The following is a 14,688-nucleotide window of genomic DNA, read 5'->3' on the forward strand; positions in this document are numbered from 1 at the left end:
TTCAGAAACCATAATGAACGGATTAAATATATGCAAAGGAAGCTGTTTTAAAATGCAAATGTGTTGCATAAACATGTTTCACCATAGACAATAAGAACTAATGAAGAAGGTAAATGGAGGAGAAAAAATTGATCGTTCGAAAAGCTAGAGAAGAAGAAACATCATCTGTTGAAACAGTTACGCTTGCTGCTTATGAGCAATATGCAGCTGTAAAATCAGAAGCACACTGGAAAAGATATCGAAAGGGAATTTTACATACCCTGAGTGAAGAAAAGAAATTTGAGTGCATTGTAGCTGAAATCGATGGAGAAATGGCAGGAAGCGTTTTGTTTTATCCGCCGAATACGGATGTATACGGAGGGTTGTTAAAGCCATTTCCATGGGCCGAAATTCGTCTGCTGGCAGTTGCTCCGACGCATCGCCGAAAAGGAGTCGCGAATGCGCTTCTTGAAGCGTGTGAAAAAAAATCTCGGGAGCTAGGGTGTTCTTATTTAGGTTTACATACAGATCATTCAATGGAACATGCCATTAAGCTGTACACTAAAAGAGGTTACGTTCGCTTTCCTGATAACGATTTTTATCCGGTAAAAGATTTGCATGTTATGGCATTTAGAAAATCAGTTTAATAAAAAAGCCTTTGAAATCATTGATTTCAAAGGCTTTTTTGAGATTCTGAATTTAAAATGACAAAAGCAAGAAAAAGAATAGCAGAAGCTAGCCAAACTGCTTTTGTCCCCAGGGTAAAAGTAGAAATAGAACCTAACAATGCCCCGCTCAAAAAAGAGAGGATAATGGCGGTAAAACGAAGGCACTGATAAGCAGCGTTTTCATCGCGTTTGAATATAGCATAGTATGCTGCTTGAGAAGCAGTACGAAGGTTTCCGGTTGTCATGGTTGTATTATATGACCATTTTATCAAAGTTCTAAATGAAGAAACTTGAAGAGCAGCAACAAATGAAATTGTTACTGTAACCAACATATTAGAAACACTAGACGGTAAAAAACCAACGATAATGAGTACGACAATTTCTAAAAGCAATACGATACGAGAAGTATCAGGGAGTACAGATATAAATCGCGGTTGCTTAAATGTTTCGGTTACAGCAACACCTAGGATAAAGGCTACAATAGGGGGAATATGAAGAAAAGCTTCTGTCCATTGACCTTGCGCTGCCTTTACACCTAATAAGACGATATTTCCACTTTGTGCATTTGCGAATACTCCGTTTCTGCTTATATACGTATAAGCATCAAGAAAACCTCCCACAATAGCTAACAAAATTCCAAGAATAACTGAATTTGCCGTTGCAGCTTTTTTGAATCGTTTCGTTAATTGTAAAAAGTAAGATGATTTATTTGTGAGCATGTCTTCTTTCTGCCTCCTGAAAATCTAAGGTGCATTATCTAGTATAAGCAAAAGAGAAGCTTTTCTTCAATTACTGTGATTTCATAGAAAAAAGATAGGGTAGGTCCCTATCTTTTTTGTAAGTTATATAACGTGACGATTCCAGTGGCGGTGAGCTGAAATAGCTTCAATAAATTCATCTGTAAAGCGTGTAGTTTCTCCAGTTACGACACCGGGACTGCTATCTAAACCAGCAGCTTTTAGCCACTTAACACCTTCATCCGTCGCGCCAATTGGTTTAAAATGCTCGAATGCTTCTTGAGCAAACGTCAGTGCTTCTTTACGAAACTTCTCATCAGCCGAGGCGCTTCCGACAACATAAACCGCATCGAATAAAACAGAATCACTTGTTAAGAACGTGTGCTGTACTTCAAGTTCTGACCCGTCTGTTCCTTTTACGTTTTGGAGGGTTGTGCTTACAATTTCAGGCTGAATGCCCTGTTGTTTTAAACTGTTTAACACTTGTGGTAGGTCACTGCTAAAGTCATTAGCTGCAATGACAGCTACTTTACGCGTATTCGGCTTTTTAATCGTCTGTTCCTGACTAAGAGCCGGAGATGACTTGGTCACTGGCGCGTCTTCTCCTGATGGAGGCGTTGCACCAATTGCTTGTGCTACTTGTCTAGCTAGCACTGTACTGACGTTGGCAAACATATCAACGACCTGCTGCTGAACAGACTTGCTTTTCACTTTTCCAAGCTCAAAGCTGAAAGCACTGATAATATGCTCTTTTTCAGTGTCGCTCATGCTATTCCAAAATAGCGTTGCCTGTGAAAAGTGGTCTTTAAAACTTTCGCTTCGGCTTCGAACTTTTCTTCCTTCCACTTTTTCTTGATAGTGAGCATAACCGCCCTCTGACTCTGGTACAGGAGCCGGGGTATTGGCTGCAAGAGAGTTTCTGTGATAGCTGACAGGCCCTTTGTTAATCGTTTGACGTCCGTAACCGTCTCGTTGATTGTTATGAAACGGGCATACTGGACGGTTGATTGGAAGTTCGTGAAAATTCGGACCGCCAAGACGAATAAGCTGGGTATCCGTGTATGAAAACAATCTTCCTTGTAAGAGAGGATCATTGGAAAAATCAATTCCCGGTACCACATGTCCCGGATGGAATGCGACTTGTTCCGTTTCGGCAAATACGTTGTCTACATTTCGATTTAAGGTCATTTTTCCAACCAATTTGACGGGAATGTCTTCTTCAGGCCAAAGCTTAGTTGGATCGAGAATGTCAAAGTCGAATTTAAATTCATCTTCCTCATCTATGATTTGAATACCTAGCTCATATTCAGGATAGTCTCCGTTTTCAATCGATTCCCATAAATCGCGGCGATGAAAATCCGGGTCTTTCCCAGAAATTGTTTGAGCCTCGTCCCAAACAAGGGAATGCGTTCCGAGCACAGGCTTCCAGTGAAATTTGACAAAATGAGCTTTTCCTTCTGCATTAACTAAGCGAAAAGTATGTACGCCGAAGCCTTCCATCATACGCAAACTGCGTGGAATTGCACGGTCTGACATTGACCACATGACCATGTGAGCAGACTCTTGGTTATTGGCGACAAAATCCCAAAACGTATCGTGTGCTGAAGCCGCCTGCGGCATTTCGTTGTGAGGCTCAGGCTTAACAGCGTGAATTAAATCCGGAAATTTAATCGCATCTTGGATAAAGAACACGGGAATGTTATTTCCAACTAAGTCATAGTTTCCTTCTTCTGTATAAAATTTTGTTGCAAAACCACGGGCGTCGCGCACCGTTTCAGCTGAACCTTTAGAACCTGCTACAGTAGAAAAACGGACAAATACAGGTGTTTTTACAGATGGATTCTGTAAAAATTTAGCTTTTGTATATTCACTGAGAGAGTCATACAGTTCAAATTCTCCGTGAGCAGCGAAGCCTCGTGCATGAACGATGCGTTCAGGAATGCGCTCGTGGTCAAAATGCGTCATTTTTTCACGGAAGTGAAAGTCTTCCATAAGGGTTGGACCACGTTCACCTGCTTTTAAAGAAAATTCATCTTCGGAAAGCTTTAACCCTTGATTGGTTGTGAGCGCTTGGTTTCGATCATCTGTTTTAAACTGCTCGAGCTGTTCTTGCTTGCTTTTTTCATTTACAGAGTGCTTTTTTGTCATACCTGTCTTCCTCCTTGATCTTCAGTTAATAATCATTACAAAATGTGTACCCTATCAAAAGTTGAAGCAAACAGAAATGTTGGAATTTTTTCGTAGGAAATCCGTTATTTTCTTGTTATGATTATGAATAAGTATTCATAAATAAGAAAATAAAAGGAGAGGGGATACATAGATGAAAACACGGGTAACAGATTTATTAGGAATTCAATATCCAATTGTACAAGGAGGTCTGGCTTATTTAGCGTACGCAGAACTTGCTGCTGCTGTCTCAAATGCAGGAGGGCTTGGACAAATTACAGCTATGACGCTCCGAACACCTGAGAAACTTCGAGCTGAAATTAAGAAAGTACGTTCTTTAACTGAGCGTCCTTTTGGCGTTAATTTTGCTGTTGGAGGTCAAACAGAAGGTTCTTATAAAGAACTTCTCGACGTAGCAGTAGAAGAAGGTGTGCCGGTTGTTTCCATAACAGGAGCAAATCCCGCACCTATTTTTGAGAGATTAAAAGGAACAGGAATTAAAACGCTCGTGCTGGTAGCCAACGTGCGTCAAGCTCAAAAAGCTGAGAAGTTAGGAGCAGATGCTGTCATGGCAGTGGGGCAAGAAGCAGGAGGACATATCGGACGTGAGGATCTCGGCACAATGGTACTAATTCCTCGAGTAGCTGCGGCTGTGTCAATTCCGGTCCTGGCCAGCGGAGGGATTGGAAACGGCCAAGGATTATTGGCGGCGTTATCATTAGGCGCTGAAGGAATTGAAATGGGAACACGTTTTATCGCGACAAAAGAATGTGTAGATGCCCACGATGCGTATAAACAAGCTATTGTAGAAGCAAAAGAAACCGATACTGTGGTTATTAAACGTTCGTTCGGAGCACCTGGACGCGTATTGAAGTCCCACTACACTCTTGACATTATCGAGCGTGAGCAGCAAGGAGAGAGGTACGAAGAGTTAAAAGACGTCATTAGCGGAGTAGCAAACTGCCGGTATATTTATGAAAATAAAATCGATGAAGGCTATGGGTGGGCAGGTCAAGTCGTTGGACTGATTGATAGTATCCCAACGGTGCAAGAGCTTTTTGACAGTATGATAGAAGAAGCAGAAGCTGGTTCTAAACGACTGCTGAGTATAGTGGAAAAGAAGTAGAGATACAAGCCGTCATACTGCAGCAATTATTCGCATATTTATAATCTATATCTCTAAATGAGGTGAGAGAATGAAAAGGATGCGAGCATTTGCTATTATGACGTTTTTAGTAGTAGGTTCAGGGTATGCAGTTTTTACTAAAAAAGAAGAAGTTTCCAAGACTCAGCAAGCACAAGTGTACGAAGAAGCAAAGCCTGTTATTAAACAAATGGACAAACTGGATATTTGGCATAAAATCAGCAGCGGTTTAACTGAAGCAGGCTATGAATCAAAGGGCGTGAATTCTTCCCTTTACTCAAAAGACAGAGTAGAACTGGATGTGTATATGGAGCCTTCCGTTTCAGCTGATGCCAAAACACAAGAAACGATTAAACAAATCGTATATAAAATACTCGAAGAAAATAAGTTTCAGCAAAAGGCCTTTCATGTAACAATTAAATTCCTGCCCGAAAAACAAGCAAAATAGACTTGTCTCGGCCAGGAAATTTTTTGTTAAAATGCTTTTTCATTGGCTGCTGGAATACTCTCTGGGAGAGAAATTTCAGCGTTTTTGGGCTGATATGCAATTTTTCCGTCCAGCACATCATTTGCTTTTTGTAGATCTAATAAATTTTCCCATCGTGCGATAATAAAAGCAGCTACCGCATAACCAATAATATTAACTGTGGTCCGGTAATTACCCATAAAGCGATCAGGAGCGAGCATCAGAGCCACGGCTGCTACCGGAATGGATCCGGTTGCTGCTGCGGTAGCCGAGAGAGCAACAAAAGCTGATCCTGGAATACCAGCCATTCCTTTAGACGTAAGAAGAAGAACACCAAGCATTAAAAGCTGATCAGTGAGGCTCAAATCCACGCCTGTTGCTTGTGCTAAAAAGACGAGGGCAAGAGACAAGTAAATGGAAGCACCGTCTAGATTAAACGAATAGCCCGTAGGCACAACAAGGCCCACGACTGCTTTGTTGCATCCTGCTTGTTCGAATTTATCCATGAGCTGCGGCATAACGGCTTCAGTGGAACCCGTAGCAAATGCCAGCATAATTTCTTCTCGTATATATAGAATGACTTTCCACAAACTTAATTTTAAATAGATTCGTAAAATAACAGCTAAAACAAGAACAAATGCTAGACAGGCAATTGTCATAGCGATAAATAGCTTTCCGAATGCAGCAAGTGTTCCAAGACCGTACTGACTAACTGCGAATGCCATGGCACTAAAGGTGGCAAAAGCCGTTAATTTCATAATGTATCCCATAATTTTAAACAACACATCATTTACTTTTTCCAATACATTTAAAAGGGTCTCTGCTGTTTTTCCACCTATATGAACAAGCGCGATGCCAAACAAACAAGAAATTAAAAGCACTTGAAGCATGGAGTTGCTTGAAAAAGCACCAACTGCACTGTCTGGAATCATATTAAGAAAAAAATCACCTTCACTCGGAAGTTCGGAGCCGTTTGTCTTCGCGTCCACTTCGCTTGTGCTTAAGCTTGAAGGATCAACATTCATACCGGTGCCGGGGTTCATTACGTTTGCTACTAATAGACCAATCAATAGAGCGAATGTTGTGACAATTTCGAAGTAAAGAATGGTTTTTCCGCCGATACGCCCAACTGTTTTAATGTTTCCAACCTTGGCAATTCCAACAACGACTACTCCAAAAATAAGAGGAGCAATCAGCATTTTGATAAGCTTAATAAAACCGTCTCCAATCGGTTTCACAGCATTTCCAAAGCTTGGCCATAGATATCCTATGGCTATGCCAAGTACAATTGCCATCATAATTTGAAAGAAAAGACCTTTATAAAAAGGTTTTTGCTTACTTTTTGCTGCTGTTTGTGTCATGTGTTCTCCCTTCGTCATACAATTTTTTGGATATCACAACAGATGTTATGTTTTTTTACATTTTAACGTAAGGTTGTTTGAGGTGTCATTGGTCTCTTTGACTAAAATTCAATAAAAATATTAGTTGAAGTGTATAAGAAGGGAAGGGAAGTGGTTTAAAACATTATTATTTTTAATGTAGATCTTTAAAAAAACTAATAAAGAGCACATGCAAAGGCATGTGCTTTTATTTGTTAAATTAATTTAATTCCGCTAATTAGAATGATGGTTGCCATAATGGCTTGAAGCGGTCTTGAAGGCACTTTCGTTGATAAACGGCTTCCGATTAACACACCTGGAATAGATCCAATTAATAGGTTAGCAGTCAACATGTAATCCACGCTTCCAAAGCTTGCATTTAAAATACCAGCCACCGTAACGAGAAGAAACGCATGTGCAATATCAGTTCCAACCAGCTCAGATGTTTTTAGCTTAAATAAGTACAGCATCGCAATCGCAAATAATGAGCCTGAGCCAATCGATGTTAGTCCGACAATGAATCCAAAGACTACGCCAATTCCGATTGTTAATCCTTTTTTCTGATTTAAGTCCATTTCCTGAAATCGGTTGGGACGAATTAATTTATCAAAAAAGACGCGAAAGATAATTGAAATGGCAACCAGCGTCATGACATATCCAAGAGCGTGCTTAATAATCGTTTCTTGATGCTCGTGAAAAGATGGAAATGCATGAAGTGTGACAATAGCCAGCACAGCGCTCGGAATACTTCCGAAGGCTAAATATTTTGCTAATTTAAAGTTAATGGTTCGCTGTTTGTAGTGCTGAGCGACTCCGAATAATTTTGTGATAGAATTGTAGACAAGATCTGTTCCTACGGCAATGGAAGGGTTAATGCCGAGTACAATCAGTAAAGGTGTTAATAAAGCGGCACCTCCAACCCCAGTTAAGCCTACAAGGGTTCCAACGAATAATCCCATTAAGGTAATTGATAGTTCCATATTTCGTCCTCCTACTCTCAAAACCAAGTACATTGATCTGATTATAGAGCATTGTAACTCATATGTAAATAAAATTCTGAATATTTTTAGTGAAGTTGAAAAGGTTTTCTTAGCCTTCACTATTTTAGGGAACGGACGATAAAGTCATAGGAAGTTATAAAAAAGTAAATAGAATACGTTTATTTATCTATGATTACGCTCTAAATTGTGTTACAAATGTAAATGCAATAAAAGAGTTTATTTTTATCTCATTTGAAAGACCGGTGAATGCATGAGTTTTGTCACGAAAGATTTGTTAATTAATTTTTTGTTTATTTTATTGGCGCTGTTTTTAGTGCAGATGTTTTATTTAATCAAGTATGCTAAAAAAATTCATTGGTGGAAAGATCGTTATATCGCGGTATTTCCGATTTTAGCTATTACCTTTTGCCTTTTGTTTCCGGTTAACGGAGCTTATGTCCCGGATGACTATCGGATGGATCTACGAAGAATTCCTTATATTTTAGGAACGTTATATGGAGGCTGGCCGCTAGGAAGCTTGCTTTTTGTCTTTATTTTACTGCTGCGCTTGCTAATTGGCGGGTACGATGTAGGCTTTTTATCAACACTAATTTCTCTTCCGATTTTATCCATTCCTTTATTTTTCATAACAAAATACTTTTTGCATTTCTCATTAAAAAATAGAATTATCGTGAGCACCTGTCTTAGTCTGATCGGTTCTTTATTAGCTATGCTTGTATCTATTTTTGTCTTGCACGTAACAAGCATTCCTATTAGCGTGTGGGTTCAATTCGCAATTTTAGATGTAGCAGGCATGTTTGTAATTACCATACTGTGGGAAGCGATACGGGCAAATTTACTAGTGCTGCAGCGCCTGATGAAAGCAGAGAAACTAGAAATTGTCAGTCATTTAGCTGCCAGCATCTCTCATGAGGTGCGAAATCCTCTAACGGCAAGCAGAGGATTTATGCAAATGCTGCAAGAAGATGAAAAAGAACCTGCTAAAAAACGCTACATTTCCATTGCGATTAATGAACTAGATCGTGCAAAAGAAATCATTGATGATTACTTGCTGTTTGCCAATTCTGCTCCGGAACGAAATGAAAAAATGAATATTTCAGAAGAGATTCATCATGTCACCCATATTATGACGCCTCTTGCCAATATGAATGGAGTCGCTATTGATTTTACATTTGATGAAGAAGTGAAGTTCTTCGTAATGGGAGAAAGAAGAAAGCTTCAGCAGTGCCTAATCAATTTATTTAAAAATAGTATTGAAGCCATGCAAAATGGAGGCACTTTAACCGTTAAAGTAACAAAAGAAGGCGAAGCTGTTATTGTGGATATTATCGATACAGGCTGCGGTATGACGCAAGAACAAATCAACCGGTTAGGCGAACCGTATTTTACAACAAAAGAAAAAGGTACGGGGCTTGGAACGATGGTATCTTTCAGCATTATTCATTATATGAAGGGAAAAGTGAGTGTGTCTAGCACAAAAGGAAAAGAAACGTGCTTTTCACTTCAATTTCCACTTTGTGAATAAAAAGCAGTCTTAGGGCTGCTTTTTTTATACGCAAAAGTTTTAGAGATAGATAAGAGTAAACTGATTATTAAAAAAAGTATTGAATTTAATAAATGAAAGCGTTACAATCTATTTAAAGTTATCCGAAACGTTTTGGAGGAATTTTGAGTGACAACGATTAAAGATATAGCGCGAGTTGCTGGCGTATCTGTAACAACGGTCTCTCGGGCTTTAAATGGTTATTCAGATGTAAATGAAAAAACACGGCAAAAGATTGCAGCCGTAGCAAGAGAGCTGAACTACAGCCCTAATACGTTAGCTCGAGGACTGGTTATGCAAAAGTCAAAGACTATTGGACTACTAGTTTCAGGCATCAGCAGAGAGAGCGTAAAAGATAATTTTACATTTGAAGTGCTGTGCGGTGTAAATGAGCGAGCATCTACTTTAGGGTATGATTTGATTTTATTCAATACAAACACGATGATGCAACGAGAAAAAACGTATACTCAGCTTTGTCGAGAGCGAAGGGTAGATGGGGCAATTATTCAAGGTATTAAAAAAGAAGATCCCTATTTAAAAGAAGTAGTAGAAAGTGATATTCCCTGTGTTTTAGTTGATATTCCAGTTCATTCTAATTCAGTGGGCTATGTCACCACTGATAATGCCTTGGGAGCTAAAAAAGCAGTTGAACACTTAGCGAGTCTTGGCCATACGCATATTGGGATGATTAACGGACATGAAGACGCATTTGTCAGCCAAGAACGTCTCAACGGATACAGAGAAGCGCTCAAAGAATGCGGTTTTTCTTTTCGTTCTGAGTGGGTTGTAAGCGGGAATTTTGAAGAAAAGAAAGCAGAGAAAGCTGCTCGGGAGCTTATAAATCGACATAAAGAGGTCACGGCTATTTTTTGTGCAAGTGATTTAATGGCACTTGGAGCACTAAAAGCATGCAAAAAACTTGGCCTTCATGTACCGAAAGAGATGTCGATTGTTGGATATGATAACATTGTCCTTGCCTCTTATTCGTCTCCAAATTTGACGACAGTAGGACAGGAAGTATATCAGATTGGCTATGAAGCTGCAGATTTACTAATTGAAATGCTAGAAGGAAAAGAAACAAATATGAAGCGATATCTTGATACAAATCTGATTATTCGAGAATCAACAGCTAAAAACCACAATTAGTGGTTTTTATATAATGTAAAACCGAAACGTTTCGGATATTATGCGCTTTTTCCAAAACGTTTCGGTAAAACTTAGGGGGATGGAAATGGATTACCGTGTTATTAAAGAAAATGACTTATTTTTACTGACTGATTCAGTAGGAAATATCAATGCAAACCATCAGTATGGTTTAGGGCTATATATGAGAGATACGCGTTTTCTGAGTGAATTTCGCTTGAAGATTAATGATGCAGATCCTGTATTATTGTCCTCAAGTGCAGAGGAGAACCTATTAGCTACAATTCTTCTTACTAATCCGCATATGGAAAAAGAAGGAGAGCTTGTACTATGGCGAGAGTCTATAGAAATAGAGAGAAAGCGCTTTATATATGGAGGAGTTTTCTATGAAAAAATAAAGTTAAAAAGCTATTTTCCTAAAAAAATTGCTTTTACATTAAGTATCCAAACAGATGTCGATTTTAACGATATGTTCATCGTAAGAGGTTTTCAAACTGGAAATGTCGGAAAACGAACGGGGGAAATAAAAGGGGAAAGCAGCCTAACATATACATACAAAGGAGCAGATGATATCAAGCGGGCGACACGGATTCTCTGGGATAAAGAAGCTTCATATGTGGATGAGCAAGGAGAGGTTACATTTTCTTTTGAACTCAATCATCAAGAAGAAGAAGAAATTACATTAATGGTTCAGCCGCAAATCGGAGAGGACACCAATGGGGATATTTTATCAGCCGGTGAAGCATTTAGTTTACTAAGCCAGTCATATAAAGAATGGGAAAAATCTTCTACAAAAGTAACAACTGATCATCCGACAATGCAGCGTCTTATTACAAGAGGACTTAACGACCTGCGCGTACTGCTAACGGATGTAGGATTCGGTGTCTTTCCAGTAGCAGGATTGCCTTGGTTTGGTGTACCGTTTGGAAGGGATAGTCTAATCGCAGCGTTTCAAATGCTGGCTTTTAATCCTGAAATAGCAAAAGGAACGCTGCGTACGATGGCAGCGTATCAAGGAACGGCACATGATCCATGGCGTGATGAACAGCCGGGTAAAATCATGCATGAAATACGTTACGGAGAACTTGCCAACACTAATCAAATCCCTTTTACGCCGTACTATGGAACAATTGACGCGACGCCATTGTTTTTAATTTTATTAGCGGAATACGTAAAGTGGACGGGAGACTTAGAGTTTGTACAAGAAATGCAAATGACTATTGATGGAGCTTTGAAATGGATCAACGAATATGGGGATCGAGACGGCGATTTATTTCTTGAATATCATCAAGAGTCAAGTAAAGGAATTGCTAATCAAGGCTGGAAAGACTCAGGAGATTCTGTTGTCCATCGCAGCGGTGAATATGCAAAAACCCCCATTGCTTTAGTGGAAGTACAAGGCTATGTATATCAAGCAAAAATGGGTATTGCTTCTGTATACAATAAGTTGAGCAAAACAAATCAAGCAAACAAGTTACGTGAAGAAGCAAAGCAGCTGCGTAAAAAATTTAATGAATCCTTTTGGATGGATGACGTATCATTCTACGCAATTGCACTCGATGAATGTAAGAATCAAGTAGGAACGATTACGTCAAATCCAGGTCATGTACTTTTAGCAGAGATAATGGATGAGGAGAAAATAAACAAAGTAACCGAAAGACTAGTGTCGGACTCTATGTTTTCGGGATACGGTATCCGCACAATGGCAGAAGGAGAAGCAGGCTATAACCCAATGAGCTACCATGACGGGAGCATTTGGCCGCACGATAATAGTTTAATTGTTCTCGGTTTGAGTAAAGCGAACAAGCAAACAGAAGCCAATAAAGTTATAAAAGGGCTGGTTGATGCAGCTAGGCATTTTGAGTACGACCGTCTTCCTGAATTATTCTGCGGCTATTCAAGTAAACTTGGCAAGCCTGTTAAATATCCCGTTGCCTGCTCACCTCAAGCTTGGGCAGCCGGTACGCCTTTAGCTTTCATACAGGCGATGCTGAGACTGTTTCCTGATAGTACAGCCGGTACAATCCAGATAAATCCTGTACTCATAGACGATATGAATGAACTCTCTGTAGAAAACCTTGCGATTGGCAGTGGGAAACTGTCATTAACGGTTAAAAAAGAAGGAAGCGAAACGATTATTCACGTAAAAGAAAATACGACAAAGTACGAGCTTCTATCTCAATGTAAAGTAAGAAATTATGTAGGTTAATATTAATTCGACTGCGACTTATTAAGGGTCAATTAATAAGTCGCAGGTCAATGAAATGAAAGGAGACACCTAATGAAGAAGTGGATACTCGCTTTAAGCTTGCTTCTGGCAGTAGCCGGAGCAACTTTAACTGGATGTTCAAATGTACAAGAAGTTTCCGGGAAAAATGGTCAAGTCGAAATTGTATTAGCCGGCTGGGGAGGCAACCCAACAGAGACGAAGCTGCTTAATCAAACTATTCAAGACTTTGAAAAGCTCCATCCATCGATTCATGTGAAGCATGAAGTGATCACTGATCAATACATGGATATTTTAAAAACGCGTTTAATAGGTGGAAATGGTCCAGATGTTTTTTATCTTGATGCACTTGAAGCGCCTGGTCTGATTAATACAGGAGTTTTAGAACCTTTGAATTCTTATGTAAAGCCTGATTTTGATGTTAAAGATTTTGAGAAACCATTATTGAAAGCGTTTCAAAAAAATGGAGAGACATATGGTTTTCCGAAAGATTACTCCACGATAGGCTTATTTTACAATAAAAAGCTGTTTAAAGAAGCGGGAGTAGAAGTACCAACAACATGGGATGAGTTTGAAGAAGTTTCAAAAGTATTTAAAAAGAAAGGGATTCAAGCGTTTGGTGTCACGCCGGAATTAGCACGTGTCTTTTATATGGCGCAGGCAAGCGGAGGAGACGTGGTAAAGAACAATAGGGCAAATTTTGCTACGAAAGAAGTCGTTGACGCTCTTCAGCCGCTCATCGATCAGCATTTAAAAGATAAAACGTCTGTACAACCCTCTGATGTAGGTGCAAACTCAGGTACGGACATGTTTGCACAACAAAAGGTGGCTATGGTAATTGAAGGAAATTGGATGATTCCGTTTTTACAAGAGTCCTTCCCAAAACTTGATTACGGTACAGCGGAAGTTCCGACAATAAACGGTCATAAAAATACAATGGCATTTACGGTCGCGTATGTAATGAATGCTGACTCAAAAAAGAAAAAAGCATCTTGGGAGCTCATTCAGTACTTAACTGGTAAAGAAGGAATGGAAACTTGGACAAGCAAGGGCTACGCATTGCCAACAAGAAAATCCGTAGCGGAGAAGCTTGGTTTTGCTGAAGACAAAAAACGAGGTCCATTAGTAAAAGGAGCTGCTTATGCTACTGTCTGGCAAGACGGCCCGTATTTACCTATTATCATGAATAACTTTAATAACCAGTTTTTAAGCGCCTTTTTAGGACAAAGTGATTTGGAAACAGCTTTGAAAAAAGCACAAAAGCAGGCAAATCAAGAGATTAGCATTTATGAATAAGGCTTGGCGGGGGAGTGGAGGAAATGAAAAAAGGAAAAATACGAACGTACAAACCTCGTGATGTAGGGCAAGGGTATGCTTTTATGACACCTACACTGTTTGTACTGTTGCTGTTTGTGATTGCACCTATTTTTTATGCCATCTTTTTATCTTTACATAAAGTTCAATTGTTGGGAGGGACTGAGTTCCACTTTCGAGGGCTTGAGAACTATATGAAAGTTCTTGAAGATGATAAAGCTAAAATTGCTCTTTGGAATACGGTGAAGTATGTAGTAATTGTTGTACCGGTACAAACCGCATTGGCACTTATACTGGCTGCCACATTAAATGCAGGGTTAAAAGCAGAAAAAGTTTTTCGTATTATTTATTTTTTACCTACACTTACATCATCGGCTGTATTAACGCTTATTTTTATGTGGATGTACAATCAAAATGGAATTGTGAACGAATTTTTAAAGTTTGTTGGCCTTCCGACTTATAATTGGCTTGGAGATCCGCAGGTCGCTTTGATTGCCATTATGATTATGAACATTTGGGCAACAGCTCCATTTTTTATGGTTATTTATTTGGCAGCTTTGCAGGACGTACCCGATTCGCTGTATGAAGCAGCTCAGTTAGACGGTGCTAATGTGTTTCAACGATTTTGGCATATTACAGTTCCGAATCTGCGTCCGGTTACATCTTTCGTGGTGATCATGGGACTAATTGGTACGTTTCAGCTGTTTGATCAATCGTTTATTTTTTCAGGAGGTTCAGGGGGACCTAATAACTCGACTCTAACTGTTGTTCTTCTTATTTATCAATATGCATTTAAAAATTTAGGAACCATGGGATATGCTGCAGCACTAGCCTTTATGTTGGCGCTCGTGATTTTGGTGGCAACGGTTATTCAGCGAAAGTTTTCAAAAGAAGAAAGTATGTACTAAGGGGGGAAGAAAA

Annotated in this window: 12 protein-coding genes; 8 read left to right on the forward strand and 4 right to left on the reverse strand. The window is 39.4% G+C overall.

Going from position 1 to position 14,688, the window contains the following annotated elements; all coding sequences use genetic code 11:
* The first annotated feature begins 128 nt into the window (after positions 1 to 128).
* On the forward strand, positions 129 to 626 hold the full coding sequence (locus AC1DEF_RS04835; RefSeq protein ID WP_097824411.1) for a GNAT family N-acetyltransferase: 498 nt from the start codon (positions 129 to 131) through the stop codon (positions 624 to 626).
* Between the two features lie 26 nt (positions 627 to 652).
* Here the strand turns inward: AC1DEF_RS04835 and AC1DEF_RS04840 are convergent, their stop codons facing one another.
* Complete coding sequence (locus AC1DEF_RS04840; protein WP_097824410.1) at positions 653 to 1,366, reverse strand: YoaK family protein; 714 nt, start codon at positions 1,364 to 1,366, stop codon at positions 653 to 655.
* A gap of 123 nt (positions 1,367 to 1,489) precedes the next feature.
* The gene (locus tag AC1DEF_RS04845; RefSeq protein WP_097824409.1) at positions 1,490 to 3,532 is read right to left on the reverse strand and encodes a catalase; all 2,043 of its coding nucleotides are present in this window, start codon (positions 3,530 to 3,532) and stop codon (positions 1,490 to 1,492) included.
* A 172-nt stretch (positions 3,533 to 3,704) separates the two neighbouring features.
* Here AC1DEF_RS04845 and AC1DEF_RS04850 point away from each other — a divergent pair, with 172 nt between their 5' ends.
* Positions 3,705 to 4,676: an NAD(P)H-dependent flavin oxidoreductase gene (locus tag AC1DEF_RS04850; RefSeq protein WP_013084601.1), complete on the forward strand. Its 972-nt coding sequence runs from the start codon at positions 3,705 to 3,707 to the stop codon at positions 4,674 to 4,676.
* A gap of 70 nt (positions 4,677 to 4,746) precedes the next feature.
* Complete coding sequence (locus AC1DEF_RS04855) at positions 4,747 to 5,142, forward strand: hypothetical protein (protein WP_097824408.1); 396 nt, start codon at positions 4,747 to 4,749, stop codon at positions 5,140 to 5,142.
* A 26-nt stretch (positions 5,143 to 5,168) separates the two neighbouring features.
* On the opposite strand, the gene AC1DEF_RS04860 is transcribed toward AC1DEF_RS04855, so the two are convergent.
* Together AC1DEF_RS04860 and AC1DEF_RS04865 are read right to left on the reverse strand one after the other, a co-directional pair.
* Positions 5,169 to 6,521: a cation:dicarboxylate symporter family transporter gene (locus AC1DEF_RS04860; protein WP_097824407.1), complete on the reverse strand. Its 1,353-nt coding sequence runs from the start codon at positions 6,519 to 6,521 to the stop codon at positions 5,169 to 5,171.
* Positions 6,522 to 6,754: 233 nt separating this feature from the next.
* Positions 6,755 to 7,519 (reverse strand): sulfite exporter TauE/SafE family protein, encoded by a 765-nt coding sequence (locus AC1DEF_RS04865; RefSeq protein WP_043978369.1) that lies wholly within the window; start codon positions 7,517 to 7,519, stop codon positions 6,755 to 6,757.
* 271 nt (positions 7,520 to 7,790) lie between these two features.
* Here AC1DEF_RS04865 and AC1DEF_RS04870 point away from each other — a divergent pair, with 271 nt between their 5' ends.
* The 5 genes from AC1DEF_RS04870 (at position 7,791) to AC1DEF_RS04890 (ending at position 14,675) form a co-directional block, all read left to right on the forward strand.
* Entirely contained in the window at positions 7,791 to 9,065 is a 1,275-nt protein-coding gene (locus tag AC1DEF_RS04870; protein WP_097824406.1) for an ATP-binding protein, read from the forward strand.
* A 147-nt stretch (positions 9,066 to 9,212) separates the two neighbouring features.
* Entirely contained in the window at positions 9,213 to 10,229 is a 1,017-nt protein-coding gene (locus tag AC1DEF_RS04875; RefSeq protein WP_097824405.1) for a LacI family DNA-binding transcriptional regulator, read from the forward strand.
* A gap of 85 nt (positions 10,230 to 10,314) precedes the next feature.
* On the forward strand, positions 10,315 to 12,435 hold the full coding sequence (locus AC1DEF_RS04880; RefSeq protein ID WP_097824404.1) for an amylo-alpha-1,6-glucosidase: 2,121 nt from the start codon (positions 10,315 to 10,317) through the stop codon (positions 12,433 to 12,435).
* A 72-nt stretch (positions 12,436 to 12,507) separates the two neighbouring features.
* Complete coding sequence (locus tag AC1DEF_RS04885; protein ID WP_097824403.1) at positions 12,508 to 13,749, forward strand: ABC transporter substrate-binding protein; 1,242 nt, start codon at positions 12,508 to 12,510, stop codon at positions 13,747 to 13,749.
* 23 nt (positions 13,750 to 13,772) lie between these two features.
* A complete protein-coding gene (locus AC1DEF_RS04890) occupies positions 13,773 to 14,675 on the forward strand; it encodes a carbohydrate ABC transporter permease (protein ID WP_097824402.1) in 903 nt (300 codons plus the stop codon).
* The last annotated feature ends 13 nt before the right edge of the window (positions 14,676 to 14,688 follow it).

The sequence above is a fragment of the Priestia sp. 10L35 genome (assembly GCF_056395685.1).